The following is a 16396-nucleotide window of genomic DNA, read 5'->3' on the forward strand; positions in this document are numbered from 1 at the left end:
AGCAAGGGTTTCAGCTTTTTATTAGTTCATTTCTTAGTACACCTTAACAGGGGTAGAGTTCCCTCTCTCAACGAGTGAATTTAATTTTGTCCGACTACTTGTCTATTTTGATTCTGGGGCTACTTACCGGAGTCATAATGTGTGTATAGTCTCAGTTCAAGTTCAGCCAGGAAATTATAGATAGTGACTCCCCGCATTCGCATAAGCAATACATTAGTATTAATTGTAGATGATGACTTAGTTGTACAGATGCAATTACGTCATGCAATGGAAAAAGAGGGATATCAAGTGATGGTGGCTGGTGATGGTAAAGCTGCCTTGGATATTTGCATGAATTCACTACCCGATATTGTGCTGCTGGATGCAGTGATGCCAGTAATGGATGGTTTTGTTTGTTGCGCTCAGTTGCACGCACTTGATCCTAATATCTCTATCTTGATGATTACAGCGCTGGATGATCAAGATTCTGTAGATCAAGCATTTGAAGTTGGTGCTGTTGACTATATTACTAAACCGATTCATTGGGCTGTTTTAAAACAAAGAGTGCGGCGCTTACTGCAAATGCACTGGATCATGAAAGAATTCCAGTATAAAGTTGAACAAGAGCAGTTAGTCGCTAAAATTACCCAAAAAATTCGCACATCTTTAAACTTAGAACAAATTCTGAGTACAACTGTTATAGAAGTCCGTAAATTATTAAAAACTGATCGTGTTATTGTCTATCGGTTTCAACCGGATGGGAGTGGATATGTAATAGTTGAGTCTGTAGACCCTAAATGGGATTCCATGCTAGGAAGAGTATATAAAGATACTTATCTTTCTGATAAATGTAGTTATAAATACTGGAAAAGAGATGTTTATGTGATTGAAGATATTAATAATGCTGGTCTTTCCCCATGTCACATTGATTTACTTAATGAATTACAGGCTAAAGCAAATTTGGTTGTCCCCATTGAACTAGAAAACAATATTTGGGGATTATTGGTAGTTTATGAATGTTCTAAACCACGCAAATGGGCTAAATCAGATATTGATTTACTTACACAATTAACATATCCATTAATTATGGCTATTCAACAAGCAGAATTATATCAACAGTTAGAAGCGGCTAACCAGAAATTACAACAACTAGCAAATATAGATAGTTTGACTCAAATTCCTAATCGTCGCGCCTTTGATGAAGTTTTAGAGCGAGAATGGAAACGCTTAGAAAGAGAAAAAGCACCCTTATCTTTGATTCTGTGTGATATAGACTTTTTCAAGAATTATAATGATACTTATGGACATCAATCGGGAGATGAATGTTTGAAAGAGGTTGCTAAAATTCTGCATCAAGTAGCCCAACGTCCTGGAGATTTAGCAGCCCGTTATGGTGGTGAAGAATTTGCCTTAGTTTTACCGAATACAAATACTACTGGTGCAATTTATATTGCGGAAATAATTCTTGCTTATATCCGCACACAGAATTTAATTCACGAAAGTTCTCAAATTAGTTCATATCTTACACTGAGCCTTGGGATTGCGACTATTATTCCTCAAGGTAGCTGTTCTCCAAAATGGCTAATTGCTAGAGCGGACGAAGCCCTTTATCGGGCAAAACTCACAGGACGCGATCGCTATGCTATTCATGAATAATTTATAGGAAATTAAAATCCGGTCGAATCAAAATATGGCAAAATGTAAAAGTTTACCACTTGCAAAATTTTACAAATGTCTTCAATTGATACTCAGGTTTTAGAATCCTTATTGGATATGCTCGAAGGTGATCAGGAAGTTTTCGCGGAAATCATCAACTGTTATCTGATGGAATCTCCGAAAATTATCGCCGCTATTCAAACATCTGCAAGCCAGGGAGATGCTGATAATTTGGGAAAAACAGCCCATAGCTTAAAGTCTAGCAGTGCCTCTTTGGGCGCAATGAATGTCCATCAGCTTTGCTTGGAGTTAGAATTGAAAGGGAAGAAAGGCAATTTGACAGAGTCTGATTGGGCAGAGTCCTTGGAATTGATATCACAGTTAATTAATGAGTATGCACAAGTTGAAATTGCTTTAAATAAAATATTATAGGGCTTGCTGATAGCGTAGCGTGGCGTAAGCCATATAAACCGAAAACCTTGATAAATCAATGAATTGAGAGGGACAAAACGTGAATAATGTGCAAGGAATAGGTTTTGAAACTATTCATTTAGCTATCACTTTTCAAAATTCGAGACTATTCTGATCTCCTTCTAATTCTTCATCCTGACTCCTGACTCCTGACTCCTGACTCCTGACTCCTAGCCCTTACGAAAAGACTTTTTCAGCAACCCCTATTACAAGTGTCATGAGCAAAAAATTCTCTAACCGCATTCAAGCTGGTCAAATGTTAGCTCAACATTTACAAGCTTATAGTAACGTTAAGGATGTATTGGTACTGGCTCTACCTCGTGGTGGTGTACCTGTAGCCTTTGAGGTTGCTAAACTTTTGAATGCGGCCATGGATGTGTGCATAGTCAGAAAACTTGGTGTACCTAGACATAAAGAACTGGCAATGGGGGCGATAGCTTCTGAAAATATTATCGTTTTCAACCAAGATATAATTGATTCATTAGGAATAGATCAAGCACAAATTACCGCAGTAGTTAACCAAGAATTACAAGAATTAAGACGACGAAATCAGACTTATCGAGGGAATAAACCCGCAATTAATGTTAAAGATAAAATAGTTATTTTAATAGATGATGGTATTGCCACTGGTGCAACCATGCGGGCTGCCCTAACCGTTATTCATCAACAACAGCCAGCAAAAATTGTTGTTGCAGTTCCAGTTGCCCCCTTAAATACCTGTGAAGAATTGCGTTTACAAGTGGATGACGTAGTTTGTTTACAATCTCCAGAAGTAATGTCTGCAATTGGTTTATGGTACGATGATTTTAGTCAAACCACAGATAATGAAGTTCGCGCACTTCTGGGAAATTGACTATTCTCCCAAACCCTCACTCTCTGCGCCTCTGCGCCTCTGCGTGCAATAAACTCTTAGTCAATTCCTCCCATTTAACTCCAGCCAAACTAGGCAAAACCACATCAGCAGCCCCTACCCTCTCCTCTGGTCCCAAGCCTACCGCCCACATATTTGCTGCTTGAGCGGCTGTAATACCTACGGCTGCATCTTCAAAAACCACACATTCATCTGGGGGAATCCCTAACTGTTTGGCAGCATTCAGAAATAAATCTGGTGCTGGTTTGGCAGCTTGAACAGTATCACCATCAGTAATAACATCTACTTTACCACCAATTTCCAATTTTTCAATCACTAAACGAGCATTTTTACTAGCAGAACCAATGGCGATTTTGATCCCAGCTTGATGCAATTCAGCCAACAAAGCCACAGCCCCCGGTAATAAATCTGCGGGTGTAATATGATGAATTAGTTCTACATAATAATCATTTTTCCGAGCCATCATTTCCTGAATTTCCACTTCTGAATATTCTCTATTACCAATAATTAACATCAAAGAAGCGCGACGAGATACACCCCGCAAGGCTTCATTAATTTCTCGATTAAAAAATAACCCTTCTTCATTGGCTAACTTTTGCCAAGCTTGGTAATGATATTCTGCGGTATCAGTCAACACCCCATCTAAATCAAAAATTACGCCCCGGATGTTGGTTTTCTCTGCCTTGGGCAATTCCTGACGCAAATCAAACTCGTGCCATTTACCATGCCACTGTAACTTAAATTTTAGCCTTGTCCAGGTTGGGGGTAAGTGGGGATTAGCTATGAGGGCATTTTCTCTGAATTGGATACCACCGAAACCGAAGATTACAGCTTGCCAAATGCCTCCAGCACTAGCACCATGTATCCCATCTTGGGTATTTCCGCGTTTATCTTCTAAATCTACCATTGCCGCTTGCATAAAGCATTCATAAGCCTCCTGTAATTTGCCCAAATCAGCGGCTAAAATGGCGTGAATGGCAGGTCCCAAGGAAGAACCATAACTAATATCTGTGCGGGGGGCGTAATAGTCCCAATTTGCCTGTAAGGTTGACTGATTATAGGGAAAATCGGCAGATTCCCGCATCAAATACAGAAGCATTAATACATCTGGTTGTTTAATTACTTGTCCTTGATTGGTTTTTTCCATCCCCAAAATAATTTGGATTGATTTTTCTCGCGGTTCATAAGCGGCTAAATCAATATCAGCTAGTTGGAAAAATCCCTCACATTGCTCAATTAGTAAGGTTTCTGGATTGTATAGAATGAGAATTTTAGCAATAATTTCGCGCCAATATGTGAGAACTTCAGAGGTAATTTGTAATTTTTGCTCAAGTTTTATCGCTACTTCTGGAAAAGTGGAGTGCAGCCAATTATAGATGATTAAAGCTTTTTCTAAATGCCATTGAACCATGCGATTTGTAAAACAATTGTTATGGACTGATTCGTGATATTCATCTGCACCAATAACTCCACGAATTTCATAACATTCTAATTGGGGATTAAATTCAACTCGACTACTCCAAAAAATAGCGGTATCTAAAATAATTTCTGCACCATAATCTCGTATCCATTCATCATCTTTTGTAACTTGCCAATAATACCAAATGGCGTAGGCAATATCTGCACTAATATGAATTTCTCGATCACGACACCATATACGGATATCTTCGGCATAAAAGTCACTTCGTAGTGACCAGCGCGGTGTGGCTTCGTCTCCTGTCACCGCACTTTCCCAAGCAAACATCGCCCCCTGATACCCATAATGGGCGGCTTTGCGTCTCGCTCCTGGTAAAGTATGATAACGGTAACTGAGTAAATTACGGGCTAAATTTGGTTGGGTAAAGGTAAAAAATGGCAGAATAAAAATCTCTGTATCCCAAAAAATATGACCGCGATAACCAAAGCCGGATAGAGTTTTTGCAGGTATACTAACTTGATGATTATTTCTAGGTGCAGCAATTAGTAACTGAAACAGATTGTAACGCACTGCGAAAGCTGCTGTAATATCCCCTTCAATAATAATATCACTTTGTTGCCAAACTGTATCCCAGGCTTGGGCATTGGCATCAATTAAGGTTATGTAATCTGGTAAACTTACGAGTTTTTCTTTAGCGGCTGCAACTGGTTCAGCAATTTCATTAGATGTGAAAATACTCACGATTTTTACTATAGTAATCGTCTGTTGAATTTGACCTATCACAGTTGCATTCAGGCTAGGATAACCAGGTGTAGTATTGATTTGTAAGTCTGAGTTAGTTCCCGAAATATTGATTTTGGCCGCTATCCCGACATCTATGCGGCTGTTGCGAGTGCGACTATGTAACCAGAATCCTTGTGCAATTTTATTTTGATCTAATCCTTCCCAGTGATTAAATCCTTGATTTTCTGAGTAGCTGTTTACACTGGCTTGAATTTCAATTAAACCATCAAAATTTACTGGTGTTAGTTGGCAACGTTGCCCTACTATATGCTGGTCAGCTAAACTAGCAAAGCGTTCAAAATGGATATCTATTACTTTGCCATTGGGACTACACCAACGTAAGCAACGACTCAGAATGCCATGATGTAAGTCTAGTTTACGGTGATATTTTAATGTTTTACCTTGATCAAGGCGAAAGCGTTCTCCTTCAATTATAAATGTTAATGGTAGCCAATCTGGACAGTTAACGAGTTCGGTGTAAACTACGGGAACATCATCATAAACACCGTTAATAAATGTGGCTGATAATGCACGGGGATAGCCTTCTTCAAATGTTCCTCTTGTTCCTAAATAGCCGTTACCAATGGTGAAAATGGTTTCTCGGCTGTGCAAATATTCGGGATTAAACTGGGTTTCAGTTAATATCCAATCTGTATAGCTAAGGTTGCGAAAATGGTCTTTTTTATCCATGATAATAGATTAGTTATTTTTGTTTTCTTTAATATTTACGTAGGTTGGGTTGAGGTACGAAACCCAACACAGTGCTGTAAATGAAACCCAACAAACTCTTGTAAATGAAATCCAACAAATTCCTGTAAATGAAATTAAACAAACTCTTGTATATGAAATTAAACAAACTCCTGTATATGTTGGGTTTCACTTCGTTCTACCCAACCTACAATTTTCTACATTTTTTGTTTTTACTGATGAATGTGTTCTGATAAAATATTGTCGGCGATAGGTTTATAAAGGAGATGAAATAAACTTTCCATGTAACGGTCTCTAGCTTCGTTATCTTCAGGATAAACGAAGTTCCAAAAACTAAACATTTTGGCTAATAACAGTAATTGATTTGTGTGGGAATCCCAGTTATATTTATGGCGAATGCGTTCAATCATCCATTGGGAATTTTCTAACCAATGTTCGGGATAATTATGACATTTTTCTAAGAAGTTAGTAATTGTTTTGGCTGTTCCTTCGAGGTCTGTGGGATTGAGATTAAATCCTTGATTGTGATTTTCAATAATTTCCAATGAACCACCAAATTGAGTTGTAAAAGTTGGTAATCCAGAAATCATGGCTTCTAAAACACTTCTGCTAAAGGATTCATAAAGGGCAAAGTGAATATAAATTCCTTGAAAATCGGCAATTACACGATAGGTTTCGGCGATATCGCTCAAAGGAAGACGCATTCCTAACCAGCGAATTTTATGGTGAAGATGATATTGATGAATAATCGCGTGAATTTTTTCTATTTCTTGAATTTCTTCTGGGTTTGTTCCTGCATCTGGATGCAGTTTACTGGTTAATAAGATTAGGTTACAATGTTTTTGTAATTCTTGACTTTTACCGAAGCATTCAATTAAACCTGTGAGATTTTTGATGGAGGTAATAGGACTAACAGAAAATATCGGTTTTTTATGAGGATGTTCTAATTTACCAATGATTTGTGGGTGTTCTGCATGGAAAATTAGGTTTTGGATGTGTTGACGACGATGGGATTCTCTATTGGTTGTTTCGTTGTAGGGGAAAAATATATTTTCACTGACTCCTGGAGAAACCATGTTGAATTTAGGACTAAATAAATCTATGCCATCAATTACATGATATAAGTTGGGCATGGTGAAACATTTATAAGATTCATATTGTCCCATTGTGTCTGGTGTACCGACAATCTCCTGATAAGATGATGTGATGATAAAGTCTGCGGCATTCATGCTGATTAAATCAGCGGTAAATTGGGCAGAAAAGTGATATTGTGCTTCTAAATCTTGCCAATATAAGTTACTAAATAGAAATTTAGGTTTTTCTAGGCAATGGGCAATGTTACATTGGGTAACTTTCATTTTTCGGGAGAGGATGAAAGCGACTAAGTTACCATCACTGTAATTACCAATAATTAGATTGGGTTTGCCTTGAAATTGTTTTAAAAGTTCTGGTTCGGCAGCAAGGGCAAATTTTTCTAAATAAGGCCAAATTTCAAATTTAGAAATCCAGTTATTGGTAATTTCTGGTTGAGATTCTGCAAAAGGAACGCGCAAAATCCAAGCATTTTCTGTACCATCAATTTTTTCTAATGGTAGGTTACAAAATGTGCCTTCGCAATTGGGAATCAGTCGAGTTAATATAATGATATGGGGTTTAATTCCTAATATATCTAAACCTGCAAGTTTAATTTCGGCTCGCATTTTATTTTCTAAACTGCGGGCTTGTTCTAAAACATAAATAACTTGTCCTAATGTTTCATCTCTGCCTAAAACATCTTCTTGTGCAACCCAACCATGTATGGAAATGAGGACGACGCGGAAAACTGCACAAATGCGAGAAACAAAGGTTTCTAAAATGGCAGGTTCGGGATTATCTATGAGTTTTTCGAGAAGTTCTAAGGTTTCTCTAACTCTGGCTGCATTGTTACCCCAACCTGGTTCTAAACCGAGTGATTGGAGATGACAACCAAATTTTTCATAAGGTGTATCGGGGGATAAATTACTAACAAATTCTAAGGCTAGTTTGATGTGTTTTGTAAGTTGTAATCCTGAATGAATGTGATTACTAATTAATAGGCTAATGCCATTGTATTCTAATCTCTGTAGTGATTGAAATAATGCGTGAATCCAATATTCAGGATCTGTTAATGATTGATTACAGAAATAATGGTTGAGGACGGTTAAACCTTGTCCAATATTTCTAGAGTCACTAATTCTCGGCGCTGCTGGGTAGAAGGGATGAAGATCAATTTCTAAAATGTGGGATTGGTAACGGTTGACTAAGCGATCGCTCACATCTAATAATGCTTGTGGTGTCATTAAGTCAAATTTGCTTAAATCAGCGCTTAATAACCATACCTCTTGACTGGCAATTTTTGGTCTAAGAACAAACCAAGTATTTTCACTATCTAGAATTATTTCATGAGTGTACTGAATAAATGTTCCTAGCGAGGAAGAGTGATAAAAATAAGCAGGTTTTTGGAATTGGTGACAATATTCTGCAAATGCTTGTAAAATCTCGTTTCTTAAAAAGTAACGTTTATGATTATTACCTAATTCTAAGATAAACTCACTCAAAGCTTTTTTTTCGTCACCATTAACAATAGTTTGCACTAATTTATACATTTTACACTACCAAACTCTAGCGAAAGTCAGAATTATTGATATCTTATTCAGATTTAATTGTAAATAAGTGACTTAATCATTTACTTCTAGCTAAAGGATGAACTCCTACTCCTTCTTAATAGATAGATAAATATCTATTTTTTACAACATGATTCTGATTTGTGATAATTACCATTTTGTAAATCTTACTTGTGACACTTTTTGAATAGTCCATTAAAATAAGAATCAAATATTACATATACAAATATTACTCAATTCAGCAAAACCTGAATACTCATATCTTTAAAGGATTTTGTAGGTTGAGTATTTCGTGATGAGGTGTAACTAATTTAGCCAAAATATTAAAAAGTGGTCGAAAATAAATTTATGTCTTTATTTCAGTTATAGTTTTGTAAATAGCCCTTGTGCCACTATTTGAATAGTCATACATCACTAAATCAATTTTGATTTAATGCTTTGTAAATAACCCTTGTGACAGTATTCAAATAGTCATGCAACATTGGAGTACATTTTAGATACATTTTTGTAAATCCCCCTTGTGACAGTATTTAAATAGTCATTTAATCCACATTTTGTAACTGATATTTTCTATAGTATTTAGAGAAACAAAGTGCCAATTTGGCTCACTGGTTACGGGAAACATAGTATTCTACATATAATAGTGTCACAAGGAGTATTTACAAAACTGTAAACAGGAAATATCTCAATGTTGTATGACTATTTAAATAGTGTCATAATACGAATAGCTGTATTTCCTATTTTTTACCAAACAATCAACTTGGGCATACAACGCCAGAAATTTGCCTGTATTTTTACTATCACAAGGGTAATGTGTTTAGTAATTTTTTCAATTTATACACTCAAAAATTGCAGGATTTAATCTATTTAGATTACCAATTGCCAATGAGATACCACTAATTGAATGTACGCTACTGCTCACTAAACCTCACAGAAAATTAACAAAATTCTCTCATAACCACAAATAATATTGATATTTAATCGGTAAGTTATCGCTATACTCGAACTTAGATATCGAAGTTATTCACCAAGAGAATTAAATCCTGTGCATATCATCTGCATATATTGCTGTGATTGCATACATATCCCCTTGATTTCTCCCCATAATTCAGGACATAGGAAATTAAAAGTCAGGAGTTAAAAGGCTTGTCAAATTGAGGAATTTTATTCCTAATTTGACTATGAAAGTCTGATTAATTTAGACTATAGAGATTTTCTGTTCTGAATTTTTACGACTTATTAACTTTTCATCCTACAAGATTTAGATCAGGGTTAGTTATGAACTATCAAGCTTCTTCTGCTCAGAACGATTTTCATAGTGCCATCACTCCCGAACAGTTCAATCATATCATTGAAGCTATTGCTGATGGACGGTATTCTTGGGCTTGTGTGCTGATTTTACGTTGTATTGATTACAATCCAATTCACTATATCCCTCAACGGACTTACAGCCGATTAATTAAAGAAAACCGTCAAGGTCCTGGAACAGCTAGTAAACCAAAAGCAGATATTTGAGTCTGTGTTAATATTCATAGTTACAAAAATTCACATCAATTACTAAGTCAAAAGGTAGAGTAACTCAGCAGAAAATTATTCCCTAAAACTAATAATTTGGGATTTTGTTCCTATCTAGCTCCATGCTACATTTAGTATGGGGGTATTTTTCACGAACTATCCTATAATTGTTGAATAATTGACAGTAGATTGCAGATTAATGAGGCACAGGATTTAAATTCAAAGCTAGACAGCAAGCTAGTTTTACTTCTAACTTCTGACTGGACGCAGGCCCTGCGCCCCTACCTCCTGACTCCTGCTGTATGTTTTAGAAATTCCTGCTGGGTTTTTCTCACAAGTTCCTCAAACTTTCATTTTCAATTCAAGATAAAAACTAGGGAATTTGGGGCTAGAAAACCGTCAATTAGCCGGAATTTAGTAGTTATTAAAAATCCAGGAATATGAAGATGAAAACCTTTGCAACTATAGATGGTAATGAAGCTGTGGCTAAAGTCGTTTACCAATTAAACGAAGTTATTGCCATTTACCCGATTACACCATCTTCACCGATGGCGGAATGGTCTGATACTTGGATGAGTGAGGGAAAACCGAACATTTGGGGAACTGTTCCTGCGGTGGTGCAGTTGCAGAGTGAAGGGGGAGTTGCGGGTGCTGTGCATGGGGCGCTACAAACTGGTTCACTAACAACAACCTTTACAGCATCTCAGGGGTTAATGTTGATGCTACCAAATATGTACAAGATTGCCGGTGAACTTACACCTACAGTATTTCATATTGCGGCGCGATCGCTTGCAACCCAAGCCCTCTCCATTTTCGGAGATCATAGTGATGTCATGGCTGCAAGAAGTACCGGTTTTGCCATGTTATGCGCTGCTTCTGTGCAAGAAGCCCATGATTTCGCCCTAATTTCCACAAAAGCAACTTTATTATCTCGCATACCTTACTTACACTTTTTTGATGGTTTTCGCACTTCTCACGAAGTCAATAAAGTAGAAATATTAACAACTGAAGACTTACAAAAATTTATTCCCATAGAGTTAGTAATTGCCCATCGTTCACGGGCTTTAACACCTGATCATCCGGTATTACGAGGAACGGCACAAAACCCTGATGTTTATTTTCAAGCTAGGGAAACAGTAAATTCTTTTTATTCAGCTTGTCCAGAGATTACTCAACAAGTAATGGATGAATTTGCCCAAAATGTAGGCAGAAAATATCAACTATTTGAATATCATGGACATCCAGCAGCAGAAAAAATAATTATTCTCATGGGTTCTGGTTGCGAAACAGTTCATGAAACCGTCGATTATCTCAATCAACAAGGTGAAAAAGTTGGAGTTATCAAAGTTAGATTATATCGTCCCTTCGATACCCAAAGATTTATTGATTCTCTTCCCCAAACCACTCGCAAAATTGCTGTTTTAGATAGAACCAAAGAACCAGGGGCAATTGGTGAACCTTTATATATAGACGTAGTTACAGCTTTGGCAGAAAACCAACTTCACAAAATTCAAGTTGTGGGAGGAAGATATGGTTTATCTTCTAAAGAATTTACACCAGCAATGGTCAAAGCGGTATTTGATAATTTAGATTTGGCAACACCAAAAAATCATTTTACTGTGGGGATTAATGATGATGTTACCCATACCAGTTTAGCATATAATCCCGAATTTAACATTGAACCTGACAATATAGTTAGGGCAATTTTTTATGGTTTAGGTGCAGATGGTACAGTAGGGGCAAATAAAAACTCAATTAAAATTATTGGCGAAGAAACAGATAATTATGCCCAAGGTTATTTTGTTTACGATTCTAAAAAATCTGGTTCTGTAACAGTCTCTCATTTGCGCTTTGGTGATCAACCAATTCATTCTACCTATTTAATTAGTAAGGCTAATTTTGTCGCTTGTCACCAATGGGACTTTGTAGAACAATTCTCAATGCTAAAAGATATTATTCCTGGTGGCACTTTTTTATTAAATTCACATTATGACAAAGATGAAGTGTGGGATAAATTACCCACCACCATGCAGCAAGAGATAATTACCAAAAATCTCAAATTCTATGTCATTAATGCCTATAAAGTCGCCCGTGAAGCGGGAATGGGTGGACATATTAACACAGTGATGCAGGTTTGTTTCTTTGCTGTTTCAGGTGTTTTACCAAGGGAAGAAGCTATAGATAAAATTAAAAAATCTATTCGTAAAACCTACGGTAAAAAAGGCGAAGAAATTGTGCAAATGAATATCCAAGCAGTTGATAAAACCTTGGAAAATCTTCATGAAATTAATCTTACAGAAAAAAACACCCAGTCCCCAATCCCCAGTCCCCAGTCCCTATTTCCCGATTATGCACCTGCATTTGTTCGTGATGTATTAGGGAAAATGATAGTCCGTGAAGGTGATGATTTACCTGTAAGTGCATTACCTGTAGATGGTACATATCCCACAGGAACATCTAAATGGGAAAAACGCAATATTGCTGAAGAAATTCCAGTTTGGGATGCTGACGTTTGTATTCAATGTGGTAAATGTGTGATGGTGTGTCCTCATAGTGTCATTCGCGCGAAAGTATATGCACCAGAAGAATTAGAAAATGCCCCAACAACTTTTAAAAGTACCAATGCTAAAGAACATGATTGGCATGATTTAAAATTTACCATTCAAGTAGCAGCAGAAGATTGTACAGGCTGTGGTATTTGTGTTGATGTTTGTCCCGCCAAAAATAAAGCCGAACCGCGCAAAAAAGCCATTAATATGGCAGCGCAAAAACCATTAAGAGAACAAGAACGAGAAAACTGGGATTTCTTCCTAAATCTTCCTAACCCAGATAGACGGAATTTAAAGTTGAATCATATTAATCAACAACAAATGCAAGAACCGTTGTTTGAGTTTTCTGGTGCTTGTGCAGGATGTGGAGAAACACCTTATATTAAACTTGTAACACAATTATTTGGCGATCGCATGATCGTCGCCAACGCTACCGGTTGTTCATCTATCTATGGTGGTAACTTACCCACCACACCTTGGACAAAAAACGCCGCAGGTAGGGGTCCAGCATGGTCTAACAGTCTATTTGAAGATAACGCCGAATTTGGCTTAGGTTTCCGGGTTTCCATAGACAAACAAGCCGAATTTGCCGCTTATTTACTCCAACAACTTGCACCCCAAATAGGTGAAACCCTCGTTACAGATATCCTCAACGCTGAACAAAAAGACGAATCGGATATTTACTCTCAACGAGAACGAGTTGTAATTCTTCAAAGAAAATTAGCAGAAATTATCACCGCAGATGAACACAGATTAACACAGATGAAAGAAGATTCTATCAGCGTTTATCTGCGTTTATCTGCGTTCAAAAATCTTCAATCTCTCGCTGATTATTTAGTGAAAAAAAGTGTTTGGATAATTGGTGGTGACGGTTGGGCTTATGATATTGGTTATGGTGGATTAGATCATGTAATTGCTAGTGGACGCAACGTTAATATTCTCGTATTAGACACAGAAGTTTATTCTAATACTGGCGGTCAAATGTCCAAATCTACCCCTAAAGGTGCAGTAGCAAAATTCGCCGCTGGTGGTAAACCTGCAACTAAAAAAGACTTAGGTTTAATGGCTATGACCTACGGTAACGTTTATGTTGCTAGTGTAGCAATGGGCGCAAAAGATGAACAAACCCTGAAAACTTTCTTAGAAGCCGAAGCTTACGAAGGTCCATCATTAATTATTGCCTACAGCCATTGTATTGCTCACGGTATCAACATGAGTACAGCCATGCAAAATCAAAAAGCCGCTGTAGACTCTGGACGCTGGTTATTATATCGCTATCACCCCGACCGCATTAAACAGGGAGAAAACCCCCTACAACTCGATTCTCGCACCCCTCGCATACCCATAGAAAATTCCATGTACATGGAAAACCGTTTCAAAATGTTAACCAAAATTAACCCAGAAACGGCAAAAGAACTCCTCAAAGAAGCCCAATTTGATGTTAACACCCGTTGGCAAATGTACCAATATTTAGCCGCCAGAAAATTAACCCAGCAGTAGGGGCGCGGGGCCCGCGCCCATTCCCTCCCCACCCATTCCCGCGCCCATTCCCCACCCCATTACCAATTACCAATTACCAAATTTATGAACTTAACCACCACATATTTAGGTTTAGAATTAAAATCTCCCCTAGTTCCCTCCGCATCTCCACTTTCCGAAGACATTGATAATATTAAATTAATGGAAGATGCAGGTGCAGGTGCTGTTGTTATGCACTCACTATTTGAAGAACAATTAAACTTAGAAAAATCCGCACTTCATCATCATTTAAACTATGGTACAGAAAGTTTTGCAGAAGCTTTAACTTACTTCCCAAATATCGCTAATTTCCGAGTCGGACCAGAAGAATATTTAGATCATATTCGTAAAGCTAAGGAAAAAGTGGATATTCCCATTATTGCTAGTTTGAATGGTTCTTCCGTTGGTGGTTGGACTGAATATGGTAAACTCATGCAAGACGCAGGAGCATCAGCACTAGAATTAAATATTTACTATGTTCCCACAAATCCAGATTTAACAAGTGCAGAAATTGAGCAAAACTATCTTGATATTCTCACATCTGTTAAAGCCGCCGTCACTATTCCTGTAGCCGTAAAACTCAGTCCTTACTTTACTAATACCGCAAATATTGCCAAACGTTTAGATCATGCCGGATCTGATGGATTAGTATTATTTAATCGGTTTTATCAACCAGATATTAACTTAGAAAATTTAGAAGTCGAACCTCATGTACTTTTAAGTACCCCCCAAGCCATGCGTTTACCTCTGCGCTGGATAGCCATTCTCTATGGTCATATTCAGGGTAGTTTAGCTGCAACTAGCGGTATTCATAATGCTCATGATGTGATCAAAATGTTAATGGTAGGCGCAAATGTAACTATGTTATGTTCAATATTATTACGGGAAGGTATTAACCATATTCAGTGTTTAGAAAAAGACCTACGGGAATGGATGAAAATACATGAATATGAATCTGTCAAGCAAATGCAAGGTACTATGAGCCAGTTAAAATGTCCTAATCCTAGTGCTTTTGAACGCGCTCAATATATGAAAGCTTTGCAAACTTATAATCCAGATTTCGGTAGAGTTTATACACCGTCTTAGACTGGGCGCAGGCCCTGCGCCCCTACCTCCTGACTCCTGACTTATGAAAAAACGTATTGGTATTCTTACTAGTGGTGGTGATTGTCCTGGTCTAAATTGTGTGATTCGCGCGGCTGTGAGTCATGCCACAAGGACTTATGACTGGGAGGTGGTGGGTATCCCTTACGCCACCCAAGGGTTACTAGAACGGAAAACAGTGCCGTTAAGTATACATGGTTGGGATTTACGTGGCATTGACCCCTTGCTGAATATGGGGGGAACGATTTTAGGTAGTATTAATAAAGGGGATACTTTAGCCCATGCTGATGAAATATTAGCCGGCTATAAAGCGATCGCTCTAGATGCTTTAATTATTGTCGGTGGAGATGGTAGTTTAGATATTATTCATCAATTAGCAGTTTTAGGTAATTGGAATTTAATTGCTATCCCCAAAACCATTGATCATGATGTCGCCTTTACAGAACGTGCAATCGGCTTTGATACGGCAGTTAATACCATTGTTGATTCTATTAATCGGCTCATATTTACTGCTGCTAGTCATGACCGGGTAATGATTATTGAAGTTATGGGACGCAGCGCCGGACACTTGGCTTTACACTCAGGAATTGCCGGCGGTGCTGATGTGATTTTAATTCCCGAAGTCCCCTATACTATTCAAGGAATATGCAATCATCTCACCGAATTACGCGAACAGTGGCAAAAAAAATTCGCCATTATAGTTGTTGCTGAAGGTATATCTGTTTGTACAGAAGATGTCAATAATCCTTCTACTTGCACAACAGCTATTGATAGTGAGCGAAGCCGAACTAAATGTGGTCAAGGTCAATATATTGCCGAAAAAATCGCTAATTGTAGTCATCACCTCATTGATACCAGAGTTTCCGTCTTAGGACATATTCAACGCGGAGGTATTCCCTCAGCTTTAGACCGTCTCACAGCCACCATGTTTGGTAAAGTTGCCATTGATTTAATTGCCCAAAATCAATATGATCAAATGTTAGCTTGGCAAAATGGCCAAGTGGTTACTTTCCCCATTCAAGCTGTGATAGATAAAAATCCCTCTCTTGTTAATCCTCAAGGTGATTTAGTCCAAACTGCTCGGTCTTTAGGCATATATATTGGTGAATAAGGTAACAGGTAATGGGTAATAGGTAATAAGTAATATTGATGTTGAAACTCAATTACTGTGAGTCCAGTCCAA

The 16396-nt window shown here is 37.7% G+C and carries 9 protein-coding genes; 7 read left to right on the forward strand and 2 right to left on the reverse strand.

Features of this window, described 5'->3' with window-relative positions; all coding sequences use genetic code 11:
• The first annotated feature begins 183 nt into the window (after positions 1-183).
• From FJR05_RS28045 to FJR05_RS19040, 3 genes are all read left to right on the forward strand, one after another.
• A complete protein-coding gene (locus FJR05_RS28045) occupies positions 184-1635 on the forward strand; it encodes a diguanylate cyclase domain-containing protein (RefSeq protein WP_217385634.1) in 1452 nt (483 codons plus the stop codon).
• 75 nt (positions 1636-1710) lie between these two features.
• Positions 1711-2067: an Hpt domain-containing protein gene (locus tag FJR05_RS19035; protein WP_168645576.1), complete on the forward strand. Its 357-nt coding sequence runs from the start codon at positions 1711-1713 to the stop codon at positions 2065-2067.
• A 256-nt stretch (positions 2068-2323) separates the two neighbouring features.
• Positions 2324-2959, forward strand: coding sequence for a phosphoribosyltransferase (locus tag FJR05_RS19040; protein WP_168645577.1), 636 nt, complete (start codon positions 2324-2326; stop codon positions 2957-2959).
• A gap of 16 nt (positions 2960-2975) precedes the next feature.
• Here the strand turns inward: FJR05_RS19040 and pgmB are convergent, their stop codons facing one another.
• Complete coding sequence (pgmB, locus tag FJR05_RS19045; protein ID WP_168645578.1) at positions 2976-5867, reverse strand: beta-phosphoglucomutase; 2892 nt, start codon at positions 5865-5867, stop codon at positions 2976-2978.
• 230 nt (positions 5868-6097) lie between these two features.
• A complete protein-coding gene (locus FJR05_RS19050) occupies positions 6098-8509 on the reverse strand; it encodes a sucrose synthase (RefSeq protein ID WP_168645579.1) in 2412 nt (803 codons plus the stop codon).
• 1296 nt (positions 8510-9805) lie between these two features.
• On the opposite strand from FJR05_RS19050, the gene FJR05_RS19055 reads away from it, so the two are divergent.
• The 4 genes from FJR05_RS19055 (at position 9806) to FJR05_RS19070 (ending at position 16324) form a co-directional block, all read left to right on the forward strand.
• Entirely contained in the window at positions 9806-10042 is a 237-nt protein-coding gene (locus FJR05_RS19055) for a HetP family heterocyst commitment protein (protein WP_168645580.1), read from the forward strand.
• Between the two features lie 440 nt (positions 10043-10482).
• Positions 10483-14091: a pyruvate:ferredoxin (flavodoxin) oxidoreductase gene (nifJ, locus tag FJR05_RS19060; RefSeq protein WP_168645581.1), complete on the forward strand. Its 3609-nt coding sequence runs from the start codon at positions 10483-10485 to the stop codon at positions 14089-14091.
• Between the two features lie 84 nt (positions 14092-14175).
• Positions 14176-15195, forward strand: coding sequence for a dihydroorotate dehydrogenase-like protein (locus tag FJR05_RS19065; RefSeq protein ID WP_168645582.1), 1020 nt, complete (start codon positions 14176-14178; stop codon positions 15193-15195).
• Positions 15196-15238: 43 nt separating this feature from the next.
• Positions 15239-16324 carry an ATP-dependent 6-phosphofructokinase gene (locus FJR05_RS19070; RefSeq protein ID WP_168645583.1) on the forward strand — a complete coding sequence of 362 codons (1086 nt, stop codon included), beginning with the start codon at positions 15239-15241 and terminating at the stop codon, positions 16322-16324.
• Positions 16325-16396: the final 72 nt, after the last annotated feature.

The organism is Dolichospermum sp. UHCC 0259, assembly GCF_009711935.1.
Lineage (GTDB): Bacteria > Cyanobacteriota > Cyanobacteriia > Cyanobacteriales > Nostocaceae > Dolichospermum.